The 15,132-nt window shown below is 74.3% G+C and carries 14 protein-coding genes and 1 pseudogene; 4 read left to right on the top strand and 11 right to left on the bottom strand.

The features are described from left to right. Nucleotides 1-8 precede the first annotated feature (8 nt). Both AC07FY_RS06255 and AC07FY_RS06250 read right to left on the bottom strand, forming a co-directional pair. A complete protein-coding gene (locus AC07FY_RS06255; protein WP_479001603.1) occupies nt 9-1,313 on the bottom strand; it encodes an alpha/beta fold hydrolase in 1,305 nt (434 codons plus the stop codon). A 142-nt stretch (nt 1,314-1,455) separates the two neighbouring features. Continuing rightward, entirely contained in the window at nt 1,456-2,544 is a 1,089-nt protein-coding gene (locus AC07FY_RS06250; RefSeq protein ID WP_479001163.1) for an S-(hydroxymethyl)mycothiol dehydrogenase, read from the bottom strand. A 141-nt stretch (nt 2,545-2,685) separates the two neighbouring features. Between AC07FY_RS06250 and AC07FY_RS06245 the strand changes: the two genes are divergently transcribed. Together AC07FY_RS06245 and AC07FY_RS06240 are read left to right on the top strand one after the other, a co-directional pair. Further along, complete coding sequence (locus AC07FY_RS06245) at nt 2,686-2,976, top strand: hypothetical protein (RefSeq protein WP_479001161.1); 291 nt, start codon at nt 2,686-2,688, stop codon at nt 2,974-2,976. A 259-nt stretch (nt 2,977-3,235) separates the two neighbouring features. Further along, nucleotides 3,236-3,940, top strand: a complete 705-nt coding sequence (locus tag AC07FY_RS06240) for a transglycosylase SLT domain-containing protein (RefSeq protein ID WP_479001158.1) — start codon at nt 3,236-3,238, stop codon at nt 3,938-3,940. Here the strand turns inward: AC07FY_RS06240 and AC07FY_RS06235 are convergent. The 6 genes and pseudogenes from AC07FY_RS06235 to AC07FY_RS06210 form a co-directional block, all read right to left on the bottom strand. After that, nucleotides 3,934-4,872, bottom strand: coding sequence for a squalene/phytoene synthase family protein (locus AC07FY_RS06235; RefSeq protein ID WP_479001155.1), 939 nt, complete (start codon nt 4,870-4,872; stop codon nt 3,934-3,936). The genes AC07FY_RS06240 and AC07FY_RS06235 overlap by 7 nt on opposite strands. Before the next feature lie 89 nt (nt 4,873-4,961). Beyond that, nucleotides 4,962-6,617: a serine/threonine-protein kinase gene (locus AC07FY_RS06230; RefSeq protein WP_479001152.1), complete on the bottom strand. Its 1,656-nt coding sequence runs from the start codon at nt 6,615-6,617 to the stop codon at nt 4,962-4,964. Nucleotides 6,618-6,644: 27 nt separating this feature from the next. Continuing rightward, the gene (locus tag AC07FY_RS06225; RefSeq protein WP_479001149.1) at nt 6,645-8,426 is read right to left on the bottom strand and encodes a peptide-N4-asparagine amidase; all 1,782 of its coding nucleotides are present in this window, start codon (nt 8,424-8,426) and stop codon (nt 6,645-6,647) included. 194 nt (nt 8,427-8,620) lie between these two features. Beyond that, complete coding sequence (locus AC07FY_RS06220; RefSeq protein ID WP_479001146.1) at nt 8,621-8,887, bottom strand: GlsB/YeaQ/YmgE family stress response membrane protein; 267 nt, start codon at nt 8,885-8,887, stop codon at nt 8,621-8,623. 100 nt (nt 8,888-8,987) lie between these two features. After that, nucleotides 8,988-9,938 (bottom strand): hypothetical protein, encoded by a 951-nt coding sequence (locus AC07FY_RS06215; protein WP_479001144.1) that lies wholly within the window; start codon nt 9,936-9,938, stop codon nt 8,988-8,990. After that, nucleotides 9,935-10,737 (bottom strand): annotated as a pseudogene (locus AC07FY_RS06210) (phosphatase PAP2 family protein). The gene AC07FY_RS06215 and the pseudogene AC07FY_RS06210 overlap by 4 nt, the downstream one beginning before the upstream one ends. 149 nt (nt 10,738-10,886) lie before the next feature. Here AC07FY_RS06210 and AC07FY_RS06205 point away from each other — a divergent pair. Further along, entirely contained in the window at nt 10,887-11,519 is a 633-nt protein-coding gene (locus AC07FY_RS06205; RefSeq protein ID WP_479001141.1) for a TetR/AcrR family transcriptional regulator, read from the top strand. A gap of 130 nt (nt 11,520-11,649) precedes the next feature. Here the strand turns inward: AC07FY_RS06205 and AC07FY_RS06200 are convergent, their stop codons facing one another. Both AC07FY_RS06200 and AC07FY_RS06195 read right to left on the bottom strand, forming a co-directional pair. Beyond that, nucleotides 11,650-12,186, bottom strand: coding sequence for a TerD family protein (locus tag AC07FY_RS06200; protein ID WP_479001138.1), 537 nt, complete (start codon nt 12,184-12,186; stop codon nt 11,650-11,652). Nucleotides 12,187-12,331: 145 nt separating this feature from the next. Beyond that, entirely contained in the window at nt 12,332-13,432 is a 1,101-nt protein-coding gene (locus AC07FY_RS06195) for a hypothetical protein (RefSeq protein ID WP_479001135.1), read from the bottom strand. Nucleotides 13,433-13,641: 209 nt separating this feature from the next. Between AC07FY_RS06195 and AC07FY_RS06190 the strand changes: the two genes are divergently transcribed. Further along, nucleotides 13,642-14,457, top strand: coding sequence for a glutamate ABC transporter substrate-binding protein (locus tag AC07FY_RS06190; RefSeq protein WP_479001132.1), 816 nt, complete (start codon nt 13,642-13,644; stop codon nt 14,455-14,457). A 66-nt stretch (nt 14,458-14,523) separates the two neighbouring features. Here AC07FY_RS06190 and AC07FY_RS06185 read toward each other — a convergent pair whose 3' ends face one another. Beyond that, complete coding sequence (locus tag AC07FY_RS06185; protein ID WP_479001129.1) at nt 14,524-15,090, bottom strand: DJ-1/PfpI family protein; 567 nt, start codon at nt 15,088-15,090, stop codon at nt 14,524-14,526. Nucleotides 15,091-15,132 lie beyond the last annotated feature (42 nt).

Genomic DNA, 15,132 nt, shown 5'->3' with positions numbered 1-15,132 from the left:
CGGCCCGGTCACACCTCCCCGCGCACCAGGGACAGCAGCCGGTCCAGGACGCGCGGGCCGCCCGCGCGGACGCCGTCGTGCTCGAACTCGTCCGTCACATACGTCCGCAGGCCGCCCACGGTGCGGGCGGTCTCCAGGGAGTGCGCGGTGTCCACGTACATGTCGTCGTGGTAGACGGCGGCAGCCACCGGCACCTCGTTGGCGGCGAGCCGGTCCGGGTCGTAGAGGGGCTCCCAGCCGGTACGGGCGGCCAGGAGTTCGGCGGTCTCGCGCAGGGGGGCGAGCGCGGGATCCACCGTGAAGTGCCAGGGGTGGATCGTCTCGCCGGTGAACAGGACGGGCTCGTCGCCCGCGAGGGCCTTCGCGGCGTCGAAGCGGGGGTGCCGTGCGCGCACCCGCTCGGCGGCCCAGGCGGTGGGCACGGCCGGGTCCTGGGCGTAGATCGCCTCGTGCACCAGCGCGTAGAGGGGGTGCCCGGCGAAGGAGAGCAGCGCCTGGGCGGCCTCCAGGAAGGCGTCGGAGAGCGCGGGACCGGCGGGGGTGCGCACGAAGGCGTCCTCCAGCAGGTAGTGCAGCTGGTGACTGCCGTCGCCGGAGCCGAGGGCCATGCCGAGGGACTGGAATGCCTCGACGGTCAGGCGGTAGCCGCCGGGGAGGTCGGCCGGGCGCTCGGCGAGGTGGGCCGCGATCCGGCGGGCGCGCTCCACGTCCATCGGGTAACGGCGGTAGTGGGCCAGGTTCTTGCGCTCGATGCGGGGGAAGGCGGCCTCGTACACCTCGTCGGCGGTGGCCCTCAGGGCGGGCAGGCCGCCGGTGATCAGCGCGGCCGTGAGCCCTTCGGGTGCGGTGGAGAGGTAGTGGGTGGCGCAGAACCCGCCGAAGCTCTGACCGAGCACGGTCCAGGGGGCGCCGCCCGTCAGGGCGCGGCGGATGTGTTCGGCGTCGCGCACGATCGAGTCGGCGCGGAAGTGCGCGAGGTGGGCGGCCTGCTGCTCGGGGCCGCCGCGCGACGGAAGCGTCTGCCGGTTCACCGGGGTGGAGCGCCCTGTGCCGCGCTGGTCGAGCAGGAGGACGCGGTAGTCGGCCAGGGCCCGCTCCAGCCATGCCTGCCGGCCGATGAAGCGCCGGGCCCCGAAGCCCGGTCCGCCCTCCAGGTAGAGCAGCCACGGCAGGGCCTGCGGGTCCTTGCCGGCGGCGACGACCTCGCGGGCGTACAGCTCGATCTGCTCGCCGTCCGGGCGCGCGTGGTCCAGCGGAACGGTGAACCGGTGGTCGGTGAGGACCGTTCCGGGCTGGCGGTAGCGGTACTCGATGGTCACGGAAGGTCCCCCTGGGGTGCGGATGCGGGAGCGGGCGGGCCGGCCCGCGGCCCCCGGCCGCGTCGCGGCGGGGGCACGGGACCGGCACGGAGGGCGTACCGGCGCGTCGGGGCGGGGCCCGGCGCGGACCCGGGGCTTACGGGAACTCGACCACCGAGCGGAGGACCTCGCCGCGCTCCATGCGGGCGAAGGCGTCCTCGACGGCCTCCAGCGCGATGGTCTCGGAGACGAAGGCGTCCAGGTCGAGCCGGCCCTGCAGGTAGAGGTCGATGAGGAGCGGGAAGTCCCGCTCGGGCAGGCAGTCCCCGTACCAGGAGGACTTCAGGGATCCGCCGCGGCCGAAGACGTCCAGCAGCGGGAGTTCGAGGCGCATCTCCGGGGTCGGGACGCCGACCAGGACCACGGTGCCGGCCAGGTCGCGGGCGTAGAACGCCTGCCGGTAGGTCTCGGGGCGGCCCACGGCGTCGATGACCACGTCCGCGCCGTTGCCGCCGGTCAGGCCCTGCACCGCCTTGACCACGTCCTCCTCCCGGCCGTTGACGGTGTGGGTGGCGCCCAGGCCGCGCGCCCACTCCAGCTTCCGGTCGTCCAGGTCCACCGCAATGATCTTCGAGGCGCCCGCCAGCCGGGCACCGGCGACGGCCGCGTTGCCCACTCCCCCGCAGCCGATGACGGCGACGGAGTCGCCGCGGCCGACGTTGCCGGTGTTCAGGGCGGCGCCGAGGCCGGCCATCACGCCGCAGCCGAGGAGCCCGGCCGCCGCCGGGGCTGCGGCCGGGTCCACCTTGGTGCACTGTCCGGCCGCGACCAGGGTCTTCTCGGCGAAGGCGCCGATCCCGAGCGCCGGCGAGAGCGGGGTGCCGTCCTCCAGGGTCATGCGCTGGGTCGCGTTGTGCGTGGCGAAGCAGTACCAGGGCCGGCCGCGTTTGCAGGCCCGGCAGGTCCCGCACACCGCACGCCAGTTGAGGACGACGAAGTCGCCGGGGGCCACCGAGGTGACGTCGGGGCCGACCGACTCCACGATCCCGGCGGCCTCGTGGCCGAGCAGGAAGGGGAACTCGTCGTTGATGCCGCCCTCGCGGTAGTGCAGGTCGGTGTGGCAGACCCCGCAGGCCTGGACCCGGACGAGCGCCTCGCCCGGCCCGGGGTCGGGCACGAGGATCGTCGTCGTCTCCACCGGTGCGCCCTTGCTCCGGGCGATGACCCCTCGTACGCGATGCGTCACGTCGTAACCCCGTTCTGCTCTCGTCGGTTCCCGGTCAGAACGTACACGGGCACCGCTCGGCCGGGGAGCCGCCTCACTCCGGGGCGCGAGAACCAGCCGGCTCGGGAGGTACGCACGCGCGCGGGGCGCCAGGACCGCGCCTTGGCCGTCCTCGCGGGTGGCGGCGGGGAAGGCACCGATGCGCAGGGCTCCGGCCCGCCCGCCGCGCGCCTCGGCGCGATCGGACTCGGCCTGTTCCAGCCGCTCCGGGACGGCTTCGGCGTGGCCCACCAGGTGCCGGCCGGGGTGCGCTTCGTCGATCACCTCTTCACCCGGTCGAAAACATCCGCGATGGGCGATTCGCCTGCAACGCGCATGTCGCCCGAATCCGGCCTGCCGAGAGTGGACTTGCCCGTTTTACTCCAGGGATGCGCGCGGCGTCGCGGCCCGTGATGTGAGTCACGCGGAACGCAGCAACATCAATAACCGCGAAAAGCCATTCCCTTTTCCCGGAAAGAAAGTTGGGAAATGCACGAAGCGCCCGGCAAGGTCATTTAGCGAGCAGAGGGCAGGAAGTCGATCTACGGGTGGAATGCGGGCCTTGTTCCAGCCCGGCGAACTCGCCTACGGTCACCCTCATTCCCGGCGGTCCCGCTCCCCAAACCGGCCACCTCCGGGGCCTCTCCGTCCCCCCCACGTGAGGAAATGCGCCATGCCCGCAAAGGGAAAGCACCGCCGGCCGAAGCAGCACCCGATCACCCGCAAGCTGGCTCTCGCCGGCACGGGCGGCGCGGCGCTCGCCCTTCCCCTGGTCAGCACGACCACCGCCGGAGCGGTCGAGGTCACCGGTCTTCCCACGGCGCCTGCCGCGGTCACGGCCGCCGCGACCGCGACTTCCGCGTCCTATTCCGTGGTCGCCGGCGACACGCTTTCCAAGATCGCCTCGCAGCATTCCGTGAGCGGTGGCTGGCAGCAGTTGTACGCGGCGAACAAGAGCGTCGTCGGCGCCGACCCCTCGATCATTCGGCCCGGTCTCAAACTGACCCTCGGAGCCAAGGCCAAGACCGCCGCCGCGGCCCCCGCGTCCACCGGTTACGCGAACAATCTCGACGGGTGGATCCGCGAGTCCCTCTCCGTCATGGCGAAGCACGGCATTCCCGGGACCTACAACGGAATCCACCGCAATGTGATGCGTGAATCCTCGGGCAATCCCAAGGCGATCAACCTCTGGGACATCAACGCCCGCAACGGGATCCCGTCCAAGGGTCTGCTCCAGGTCATCGACCCGACGTTCAAGGCCTACCACGTGCCCGGCACCTCGCTGGACTCCTACGACCCCGTCGCGAACATCACGGCCGCCTGCAACTACGCGGCTGCCCGCTACGGTTCCATCGACAACGTGAACGGACCCTACTGACAGGCCGGTTGACAGTCCCGCCGGCGGATCCGCCGGCGGCCGGCCCGGGCTCGGAGCAGGGTGCGCAAGGGCGCCACGAGCCCGTAGCCGACGTCTGTGCGCAGGGCCGCGGCACCCGCGCGCTCGACGGCCGCGAGCTGGTGCGCCATCAGCTCCGCCATCACCCCGGTCACCGGGCGCAAGCCCGGTTCGACGAGGTCGAGGATGCCTCCGGTGGCGTCGAGGGCGGCGCGGGCGCGGCGAGTCTCCGCCGCGAGGAGCGCCCGCACGGCGGGGGTGTCGCGGGCCCGTTCGAGATCGGCCCGGCTCACGGCGTGCTCGTCGAGGCGGGCTCGGGGGATGCACAGCCGGCCCTGCGCCAGGTCCCCGGCTAGGTCCGCGAGGAAGTCCACCCGCTGGGCGGCGTCGGTGAACCGACGCCAGCCCGCCGCCTGTTCGGCGTCGGGACCGCCCTGGTACTGCAGGCCGGTGAAGACCATCACGCCCGGCCACGCGTAGGCGTCGAGATAGTCCTGGAAGTCCTCCTCGGCGCCGAAGCCGTCGAAACCCGCCTCCGCGGTGGCGGCGCCCTCGAGGAACCGGGTGACCCAGTGGGCGGGCAGGGCGCGGAAGTCCACGGCGTGCGCGTAGGCGCGCAGCACCGGCTCCGGGCTGTCCCCGGTCTTCAGGGCGGCTTCGACGCGCCCGGCCAGGGCTGCCAGGTTCGCGGCGCGCTCGGCCGGCGTGCCGGTCTCGGCGACGTCGTCCACCAGGTTCATGAAGGCGAGTCCGGCGGCGAGCCAGGGCACCAGGGGTGGCGCGGCGAGCAGCCGCAGCGCCAGGTAGGGGGCGGGCTCGCGGCGCAGCACGCGGCGGGCGGCGTGGGTGTAGTCGTCCCGCAGGCGGGTGCCGCAGATCCCGGCGGCCGTCAGGGTGGTGCGCCAGGTCGGCATGGTGCTCGGGCTCCTCGCAGGTCTCTCCGCGGTCGTAACGGGGACCAGGATCGCAGGGCGCCGGCCGGGAAAGCCGCCCCCGGCCCGCGTCAGGAGCGGTAGACCTTCCTGACCTTCCCGTCCGTGCCGGCCAGGACGTAGCCGCCCTGGCCGTACTCGTCGCTCAGGTAGGGGCGCATGGACGGGCTCTGGTCCATCATCCAGGGCTCGACGATCACGTAGCGGGAGGTCGGGTTCGCCACGCCCAGATCCTTCTCGGCCTGCTCCAGGAGGGCGGGCAGCGTGTCCCACTCGACCTTCGCCATGTCGATGAGCGGCACACGGTCCTTGACCGTCCCGGCGGGGCCGGTGCGGGTGACCCCGCCGTCGCGGTACTGCCAGGAGTCGACCGTCTTGGCTCCGGGGGCGGTGGGGACGGCGGCGATGACGTAGGAGTCGTAGATCCGCAGGTTCACGAAGGTGGTGGTGCCGGTCTGCTCCTTCAGGGCCTCCAGGGCGGTCCGGATGCTGCCCGGGGTGAGCAGGCTGCTCTCCGCCGGGGCGCCCTTCTTCGCGCTCGCCGCGGGGCCCGGGGTCGAGGGCGCGGCGGAGCCGTGGCCGGCGGGCGGGGTCGCCCCGGCGCTGCCGGCGGACGGGGCGGCCTTCGCGGCGCCGCCCGGACCGGCGCCGTCCGGAAGCCACTTGACGAGGCCGACCGTCCCGGCCACCAGGAGTACCGCGAGCGCGGCACCGAGCAGGACCGGTCGCCGGCGCGGCGCCGCCGGCGGGAGGGGCGCGGTGGCCGCGTACGGATGGGGCACCGGCCCGAACGGCGGAGGGGTGGGCGGCCCGTACCGCCCCACGGCCGGGGGCGCCGCCGGTGCCGTCGGCGCCGCCGACGGCGTGGCGAGGGCGGTGCCCGCGTCCCGGAGCAGCCGGTCCAGCTCCGCCGCGTCGGGCCGCGCGGCCGGATCCCGTACGAGCAGCCGCTGCAGTACGGGCGCCAGCGGGCCGGAGCGCACGGGCGCCGGGATCGGCTCGTCGAGCACGGCCACGACGGTGGCCAGGCTGGAGGCGCGGCGCAGGGGGTGGGCGCCTTCCGCGGCCACGTAGAGCACCATGCCGAGGGACCACAGGTCGGAGGCGGCCAGCCCCTCCTCCCCGCGGACCCGCTCGGGTGCGATGTACTCGGGCGAACCGATCAGGACGCCCGTGGAGGTGAGGCCGGTCGACCCGTGCAGGGCGGCGATGCCGAAGTCGGTGAGCACCGCCGAGCCGTCGGGCCGCAGCAGTACGTTGGCCGGTTTCACATCGCGGTGCAGGACCCCTTCGGCGTGCGCGGCGCGCAGCGCGGACAGCAGGTCGCGGCCGAGCCGGAGCACGTCCGCCACGGGCAGCGGCCCGGATGCCAGCCGGTCGTGCAGGGATCCGCCCCGGACCAGTTCCATCACGATCCACGGGTGACCGCCCGGACCGTCCGGGCGGTCGGCGGGCTCGACGATGTGGTGGATCGTCACCACGTGCGGGTGCGCGAGCCGGGCCAGGGCGCGGGCCTCGCGCACGGCCCGCTCGCGCAGTTGGTCGGCGAGTCCGGGCTGGGCGGCGGCCGTGGCCGGGTCCGGCGGGCGCACCTCCTTGAGGGCGACCTCGCGGTGCAGTGCGATGTCGCGGGCGCGCCAGACCGTGCCCATGCCGCCGCTTCCCAGGGGCGCGACGAGCTCGAAGCGCCCGTCGATCAGCCGTCTGCCGGGCTCACTGGTGTCCATGGCCGGTCATGTTAGGGGGCGGCGGTGTCAGCAGCGTCGGCGGTCCACCGTGAGGGTGCCCTGCACGGCCGTGACCGTCCGGTCGTGGCACCCGCCGGAGCCGGACAGGCGGGAGCGAGCGGTGGTGGTGGCGACGGCGTGCCGCTGGTCGCGCGGAACGTTCGCAGTGTAGGTGGCGGCGCCCGTGTAGCGGTCGTCACGCCGGGAGACCTCGGTCGGCCGGCCCCCGCGCAGCGTGGCGGTGTCGGCGCGGTCGCCGAGCGAAAGGACCGTGCGCAGCCGGTCGTCGGCGCCGAGGACGGTCTCGCCGTCCATGGTGTGGGTGCGGTGGGTGCGGGTGGCCGCGGTCCCCCGGGTGACGGTCTCCTCGTCGGTCCAGGAGGCGGTGAGCGCGTCGCGGCTCTCGCCGTCGGTCCAGCGGTGGACGGAGGTGTGGTGCACGGCGCGGGTGACGGTGGTGGGGACCCGCCCGTGGGAGGTGTCGAGGTGTCCGGCGACGGTCAGCCGGTGGCTCCCCTCGTTGTCGAGCCGGTGTGCACCGCCCGGTGCGGCGGGGGTCCAGCGGGAGGAGCGGGCGGGGACGCCCTCCTCGTGCCGGGTCAGGGCGCCGGTGACGACCTTCCGCGCCTCGTCCTGCCACAGCAGCAGGTTCGTGGGGGTGCTCCAGCCGCTCTGTCCGGCCGGCACCCCGGCGACGGTCACCTCGATGCGGTGGGGGCGGCCGTCGTTGAGGAGGGCCGCGAAGGGGGTCAGGTCGTAGGTGAGCGGCTGGACGTCGAAGGCACGGGGGCCGGGGGTGACGTACCAGAGGAAGGGGTTGGACCAGCCGCCGGTCCAGACGGTCGGGAAGGGGGCCGCGATGCCGGCGAGCCGTCCGTCCACGGAGACGCGGACCTCGCGGTGGGGGCCGTCGGCGGCCTTGCAGGAGTACGGCGCCGCGTCCGGGACGGTCAGGTACCAGTACTCCTCGCAGCCACCGCCCGAGCCGGTGGCGTACACCTCGGCGAGGAGGCGCTCCGTGTTGCGCGGGGTGGTGACCTCCGGGGTGGCCAGGGGCAGCACGCGGTCGGGGGTGGCGGCGGGACCGGTGCCGCCCTCGGCCGCGTAGAAGGTGAGGGTGACGTGGACGTCGATGACGCCGGTGTAGGTGGCGTCGACGACGTTGCCGATGAGCATCTCGACGGGCTGGGGGCGGGCGAGGGTGTCCCGGTAGCGGGTGACGTCCTTCTCGACCGACCAGGCGATCCCGTCGGGTGACGGCTGGGGGGTGGAGGTGCGCAGGATCTCGACGCCGCCGAGGGAGAGGTGGCCGAGCCGGTCGTACTGGCGGCCCTTGACCTTGCCGTCGAGGCGGAGGACCACCGCGGCCCACTGGTCGGCACCGCAGCCCGCGGGCGGCGTGTAACTGCCCCGGTAGGGGGTGAAGTCCCGGAACCGCGCCGCGGCGAGGCTCATTTCACAGGACCGGGTGCCGGGCCGGGCGACCGGTGGGGCGGGGGTGAGGGGGTCGTGCCAGTCGCTGCCGAACTCGGCCGGCGGCGAGTCGCCTCCCGGCGGGGGGACGGGGGCGGGGGCCGGGGCCGGGCCCAGGGCCGGGGCAGGTGCCGGGACGGGGGCGGGTGCCGGGACGGGGGCGGAGGCCGGCACGGAGGCGGAGGCCGGCACGGAGGCCGGGGGTTGCACGGCGGCGGAGGCCGAGTCAGGGGCCGGTGCCGGGACGGCGGCGTTCGCGGGCCCCGTGGCGCCGGCCAGGGTCGCCGCGGCGAGGGCCAGCGCACCGAGCAGTCCCGTGATCCTGTGTCGTGTCATGGGCCCGCAGTGAAACCGCCCCCTCCGGCGGACGCCAGGGCGGGCCCGCCACCCCTGGCCGAAAATCGCCGCCCGCCGGGCCGGAGCGAACGGGATGACCGAGCACAGTCGCCCCGCCGGGGGGGGCGATCAGGTGCGCGCGGGGACGGGTCGGCCGGGATGCAGTCGGCCGGGCGGACTCCGTCGCCCGGGGCTCAGTCGCGGGAGTTGCCGAACAGGAGGCGGTAGCCGATCAGCAGCACCAGCGAGCCCGCGATGGCGGAGCCCCAGGTGGCCGGGTCGAAGAACCGGGTGTCGATCGGGCGGTCCAGGAACCTCGCGGAGAGCCAGCCGCCGATGAAGGCGCCGGCCACCCCGATCAGGGTGGTGCCGATCACGCCGCCCGGGTCCCGCCCGGGCAGCAGGACCTTGGCGATGGCCCCGGCCAGCAGTCCCAGGATGATCCAGCCGATGATCCCCATGTCCGCGCACTCCGTTTCGGTGTTCCCCCGGTCCCGTTCCGGTCGGGGTTCCGGTGGTTCTCCGTGGAGGACGCGGCCCGGGGCGCATCGGTTCTGCGGTTCAGCGGTGGTGTGCCGCCGTGAGCGCCCCCAGCGGCGCCGCCGGAGCGGTGGCAGCCCGGCCGGACGGCGCACCGGTGGTCGGTGCGGAAACCGGGGCCTCGGGCGGCCCGGAAGCCGGGGCGGGAAGCGGGCCGGGCCGCGTACGCGTCAGGAGCAGGACCCCGCGCGCGGCGGCCGCGGCACCCGCCACGGCCAGCAGCACCCCCACCGCGCCGCCCTGGAGGCGTTCGCCGAGCAGGACCATCCCGATGGCGGCCGCGGCCAGCGGGTTGGCCAGGTTGACCACGGCGAGCGGGGCGCCGAGCCCGCCCCGGTAGGCCCGCTGCGACAGGAGCATCCCGCCGACGGCGAACACCACCACGAGCAGGGCAACGGCGACGACCCGGACGCTGAACAGGGGTCCGCCGCGGCCGCCCGCCACGGCCACCGTCTGGGTCAGCGCCGAGGCGGCCGCGGAGGCCAGCCCGGAGGCCGTGGCGTGCCGCAGCCCGGAGCGCGGGTCCTTGGCGGCGGTCAGCAGCAGGATCACCCCGGCCGTCGCGCCGGAGACGGCGAACGCCTCGGCGAGGGTGAGCGTGTCGTCGGGGGCCGGCCCCGAGGCGGGGAGCAGCAGCAGGCCGAGCCCCGCCACGGTGGCCAGGGTGCCCCGCCATTCGCCGGCCGCCACCCGGCGGCCCGATCGGCGCGCGCCCAGCGGGACGGCGGCGACCAGGGTCAGGGCGCCGAGCGGCTGGACGAGCGTGAGCGGCCCGTAGCGCAGGGCCGCGGCGTGCAGCAGGGCGGCGGCGGCATTCAGTCCGGCCGACCACCACCAGGCGCCGTTGCCGAGCAGGGCCCGGGCGCTGCGGGCGGCCCCGGCGCGGGCGAGCCGCTCCTGGGCCACGGCGGCGGCCGCGTAGGCCACGGCGGAGGCGAGGCAGAGGCAGACGGCGAGGGCGGTGGCGTTCACCGTTCGGCTCCGACCGGCGCGGCCTGGGTGCTCCGCGGGTGCGGCAGCCGTGGCAGGGCCGCGCCGGCGGCAGCCCGGGGGCGCGGGACCAGCAGCAGGGCCGCCCCGAGGAGCACGCCCGCCACGACGCGTCGAGCCAGTAGTGGTTGGCGGTGCCGACGACCACGTAGAGGGTCAGCGCCGGGTGCAGCAGCCACAGGGCCCGCCACCGGCCGGAGGTGGCGGCGATCATTCCGACGGCGAGCATCAGGGCCCAGCCGACGTGCAGGGAGGGCATCGCCGCGAACTGGTTGGCCAGGGTGTCGGTGGCCGGGGCGGCCCCGTAGACGCTGGGTCCGTAGACCCGTCCGGTGTCGACCAGGTGCGCGGCGGCGAGCATCCGCGGGGGCGCGAGCGGGAAGCTCAGGTGCAGGGCGAGAGCGGCTGCGGTGAGGACCGCGAGCACGCGGCGGGCCCACAGGTAGTGGTCGGGCCTGCGTACGTAGAGCCAGATCAGGAAGAGCGCGGTGGCCGGGAAGTGGACGGCCGCGTAGTAGGTGTTGGCCGTGTGGACGAGCGGGTCGCCGCCGTGCAGCAGCAGCCGCTGCACCGCGCCCTCGCCCGGCAGCCGCAGGGCGCGCTCGGCGTCCCAGATCCACGCCGCGTTGCGGAAGGCGTCCCCGGTGCGTCCGGTCGAGAGCGTCCGGCCCGCCTTGTAGACGGTGAACAGCACCGCGACGAGCAGCAGCTCGCGCAGGAGACGGCGGCGCGCGGCCTTCCGGCCGGCCGCCGTCGCGGCGGGTGTGGAGTGGGAGGTCATCCCCCGGCCCTTCTTCCTCTTGCGCGCACGATCGACACGCCAGTGTATCGATACATTCGCGTATCGATACGATGGTGTACCGATACGCTCGCGTTCCCGTACACTCACACTGGAACCACCGCCGAGGCGCCCCCGAGGAGCCGCCCCCCATGACGTCGACGCCGCCCGCCGCGCGCCGCTCCAAGATCACTCCGGAGCGGGAGCAGGAGTTCTTCGACGCCGTCCTGGACCAGTTGCGCGAGCACGGCTACGAGGCCCTGACCATGGAGGGCGTCGCCGCACGGGCCAGCTGCGGCAAGTCCACGCTCTACCGGCAGTGGAAGACGAAGCCGAAGCTCGTCGCCGCCGCACTGCGCGCGAACCGGCAGGGCACCCTCGCCGCGGTGGACACCGGGACACTGGCGGGCGACCTGCGTGCGGCGGCCCGGATCGCGGCCTGCACCTCCGGGCGCGACACCCGGCTCATGCAGGCCCTCGGGCACGCGGTGCTCAGCGACGGCGAGCTGCAGGCGGCCCTGCGCGAGGCTCTGGTCGAGCCGGAACTGGCCGCGTTCGCGGTGATGGTGGAGCGGGCGGTGACGCGCGGCGAGGTGACCGCGGACCATCCGGCCGTGGAATTCCTTCCCGCGCAGCTGATGGGCGTGCTGCGGATCCGGCCGGTGCTCGAAGGGCGCGACGCCGACGCCGACTACCTGCTCAGGTTCGTCGACGCGGTCATGCTCCCCTCCCTCGGCCTCACGGCCCCCGGGCCCCCTGAACCGGCGGGTCGCCGTCCTCGATGACCGGACGGCGATGCGCCCGCGCTGCCACGTGGGGACGGCGGCAGCGCGTCATCCGGGCCGGGCGGCGGTCACTCACCCGATGAGCGACCGCCGTCCGGCCCGTGTGGTCCACCGGTGCGTGACGCAACCGTCAGCGGAGGGCGCCCATCGTACGGGCGAACTCCTCGGGATCGGCTTCGAAGCCCCGCAGGCGGGAGTCGAGGGACCAGGCCCCCGAGTCGTCGCGGGTGAACTCTGCGACCGTCGCCGCGGTGGCGGAGGAAACCTCGCCGAAGTCGCCCTCGGCCAGGTCGGTGTAGCCCTCGCGGATGCGCAGACCCGTCCCGGAGACGTCGGCGAACGTCGTGGGACGCTGCCCGGGAGCGGTGTCCTGGATGACCACCCCGACCACCACGCGGCGCAGGTCCGGTGCCATCCGGTCGAGTTCCAGGGTCATCACCTCGTCGAAGCCGAAGCCCTGGCCCGTGTGGCTGTCCCGGTTCAGCGTGATGGTGCCGTCGGGTGACCGGCTGCCGAAGTGGACGAGGTGGACGGGCACCCCGTGCAGGTCCGCGGCGCCGTAGACCGCCGCGACGAGGTCGAGGTCGTGGGCGGGCGTTCCGGCCGGGCTGGGGTCCCACCGCAGCGCGACCTCGACCTTGGACAGGCCCTTGCGTATACCGGTCACCGAACTCCCCCTTCGCTCACAGGTGTTGCCCGGCCATGCTGCCACGTGCCGCCCGCCGCGGCCCGGACGACCGTACGTTCCCGGCCAGCGCCCGGCGCCGGGGCCGACACGCGCTCGTCTGCGGCGCCCCCGCCCCCCGGGACGCCTACCAGGTGCCGTCCTGCACGGGCTTGCCCGGCCTGGGGGCGTTCCCCAGGGGCGCGACCTGCCCGGGGCCCGGCTCCACCCACGGTTCGTGGTCGTCCCCGAGCCACTCGCCCACCGGCTTGACCCCGGCCAGCGGGCCGGAGGGGGCGAGGTCGGCGCCGGACTCGTCGTAGTAGTCGAACCAGGGCAGCCCGGCCTGGGTGTAGGCGGCCCGGTCCACCGGTGAGGGCGGCGCCTCCTCCCCGGTGATGCGGCGCCAGGCGGGCGGGGTCACCAGGTGGACGAAGACCCGCGCCGCCGGCTCCGGCGCCCAGGCGGACAGCGGCCGGTCGTCGCGGTAGACCTCCTGCCGCATGGAACCCCCGACGCCGAGCCCCATGGCCGGAGCCGCGGGAGCCGTGCCCCGGGCCGGGGCCGCCCCCGGTGCGGCCATCGCGGCCGGCGGTGCCATCGCGGCCGGCGGTGCCATCGGCGCGGACCCGCCGTAGCCGGCGAAGCCGCCGGGGGCGGCCGGTCCCGCCGCGAACCGGGCCGCGGGCCTGCGGGCCTCCCGTTGGGCCCGGCGCCATGCGGCCAAGGCCGCCTCCCCCAGCGGGAATGCCTGGAGCTGCACCCCGCCGGTGGTCTCCTCGCCGGTGACCTGGCCCTCGACGGTGGCGCCGAGCCCGAGCGGTACGGCGACGAACTGGCGCACCGTCCCGTCGCCCGAGTTGATCCCGTCCAGCCAGGGCTGACGGGGCAGGACCACGTAGTTCTGCGGGTCGCGGGCCAGCCGGCCGGTCCAGCGCTCCCCCGATACCGCGCACACCTTGCCGACCCCGACCTGGAGCGCGGCCGGCTCGGCGCTCCGGCCGAAGCTCAGCCACATCGCCTCGCGCAGGTACACCGGCAGCATCACGCCGCCCTTCGCCAGCCACTCCGCCGGCGCCGTCCGCGGATAGTCCTCGACGCGCCGCAGCGGGAACTCCCCCAGCCCCGGCGGCAGGGCGTGCGTGCCCGATTCCGGGAGCCGCAAGGTCCGGATGAAGCGGATCTGCACCCCTTCGCCCAGATGCAGCGCATTGCCGTCGACCCTTACCGAACCTGTCACCCTGCCCACCCTTTCTCCCGCCCCGGCGCGGAACCGCCACAGGATCTGCGGCCACACCGGATCGTTATGCTCAAGTTTTGCTCAGATGTAGTGACGCTGCGCCTGTCGCCTTCCTAGCTTCCTCGTACACGTGTCGTGACGTCCCCCCACGTCCCCGCGGTTCCACGCGCCCCAGCGACCCTGGCGGCCGTCCCGCGTTTCGAGGAAAGAGTGCAGCAATGAAGGTTCCCCAGGCCGGCGCGGTCGCCGCGGTGATCGCCCTTGCCCTGACCACCTCCGGCTGCGGCGACGGCGGCGACGAGGCCGAGGGGACCCTGGCCGTGGGCATCAAGTTCGACCAGCCCGGCATCGGGCTGCGCGAACCCGGCGGGACCTTCTCCGGCTTCGACGTGGACGTCGCCACCTACGTGGCCGGGCAGCTCGGCTACACACCGGACCGGATCGAGTTCAAGCAGGTCTACAGCAACGACCGCGAACTGCTGCTCCAGTACAACGAGGTGGAGTTCGTCGCCGCGAGCTATTCGATCAACGACAAGCGCAAGGAGAAGGTCGACTTCGCCGGCCCGTACTTCGTGGCCCACCAGGACCTTCTGGTCCGCGCCTCCGACACCTCCATCACCAAGGCGGAGGACCTCAACAACAAGCGGCTCTGCTCGGTGACCGGCTCCACCTCGGCCGAGAACATCAGGAAGGGCCTTGCCCCCAAGGCGAGCGTGCTGGAGCTGCCCGGATACTCGGAGTGCCTGGTCGCCCTCCAGGACAACATCGTCGACGCCATGACCACGGACAACTCCATCCTGGCCGGATACGCGGCCAAGAAGGGCAACGAGGGCAAGTTCAAGCTGACGGGCCAAAGCCTCAGCAACGAGAACTACGGCATCGGCGTCAAGAAGGGCGACAAGGAGCTGCAGAGCAAGATCAACGCCGCTCTGAAGAAGATGGTCGAGGACGGCTCCTGGGAAGCCGCCGTCAAGAAGAACTTCGGCCCCGAGTACAAGTACGAGCCGGCCCCCCCGATCACGCCCGGCAGCTGACGACCGCTCCGGCCGGGGCCCTTCCCGGCCGGAGGCGGCCGCGCCGCACCCCGGGCGCCGCGACCGTCAGACCCCCGGCGCCTTGGCGCGCAGCACCGTCAGGAACTCCCGCATCCAGCCCGGGTGGTCGGGCCACGCCCGCGCCGAGACCAGGGTGCCGTCGACCACGGTCTCGGCGTCCTCGAACGCCGCCCCGGCCGCCGTCATGTCCGGCTCCAGCGCCGGGTACGCCGTCACCCGGCGGCCCGCCAGGCCACCGGCCGCTGCCGTGATCAGCGGGCCGTGGCAGATCTGGGCGATCGGCTTGTCGGACTCGGCGAAGGCGGCCAGGATGCGCCGCACCTCGGGGTCGTTGCGCAGGTACTCCGGCGCCCGGCCGCCGGGGACGACCACGGCGGCGTAGTCCTCGGTGACCACGTCGGCGAAGGCCAGGTCGGCCGGCCAGGTGTAGCCGGGCTTCTCGGTGTAGGTGTCGAAGCCGTCCTCGAAGTCGTGGACCACGAAGCGCAGTTTCTTCACCGCGGGCGCGGCGATGTGGACCTCGTACCCCTCCTCGCGCAGCCTCTGGTAGGGGTACATGACCTCCAGCGATTCCGCCGCGTCACCGGTCACGATCAGGATCTTCACTGCCATCGGCTGCTCCAGGGAAGGGCACTTCGCGGTCGTATGGGACCC

The sequence above is a fragment of the Streptomyces sp. NPDC045967 genome, from assembly GCF_056430495.1.
The sequence above is the reverse complement of the archived record's forward strand: the minus strand, read 5'-3'. Positions and strand labels throughout refer to the sequence as shown.

Excerpts from the sequence above, each read along its gene's own strand:
- AC07FY_RS06240 (WP_479001158.1), top strand. The coding sequence starts at position 3,236 with ATGCCCGCAAAGGGAAAGCACCGCCGGCCGAAGCAGCACCCGATCACC.
- AC07FY_RS06235 (WP_479001155.1), bottom strand. The coding sequence starts at position 4,872 with ATGCCGACCTGGCGCACCACCCTGACGGCCGCCGGGATCTGCGGCACC.
- AC07FY_RS06230 (WP_479001152.1), bottom strand. The coding sequence starts at position 6,617 with ATGGACACCAGTGAGCCCGGCAGACGGCTGATCGACGGGCGCTTCGAG.
- AC07FY_RS06225 (WP_479001149.1), bottom strand. The coding sequence starts at position 8,426 with ATGACACGACACAGGATCACGGGACTGCTCGGTGCGCTGGCCCTCGCC.
- AC07FY_RS06220 (WP_479001146.1), bottom strand. The coding sequence starts at position 8,887 with ATGGGGATCATCGGCTGGATCATCCTGGGACTGCTGGCCGGGGCCATC.
- AC07FY_RS06205 (WP_479001141.1), top strand. The coding sequence starts at position 10,887 with ATGACGTCGACGCCGCCCGCCGCGCGCCGCTCCAAGATCACTCCGGAG.
- AC07FY_RS06190 (WP_479001132.1), top strand. The coding sequence starts at position 13,642 with ATGAAGGTTCCCCAGGCCGGCGCGGTCGCCGCGGTGATCGCCCTTGCC.
- AC07FY_RS06185 (WP_479001129.1), bottom strand. The coding sequence starts at position 15,090 with ATGGCAGTGAAGATCCTGATCGTGACCGGTGACGCGGCGGAATCGCTG.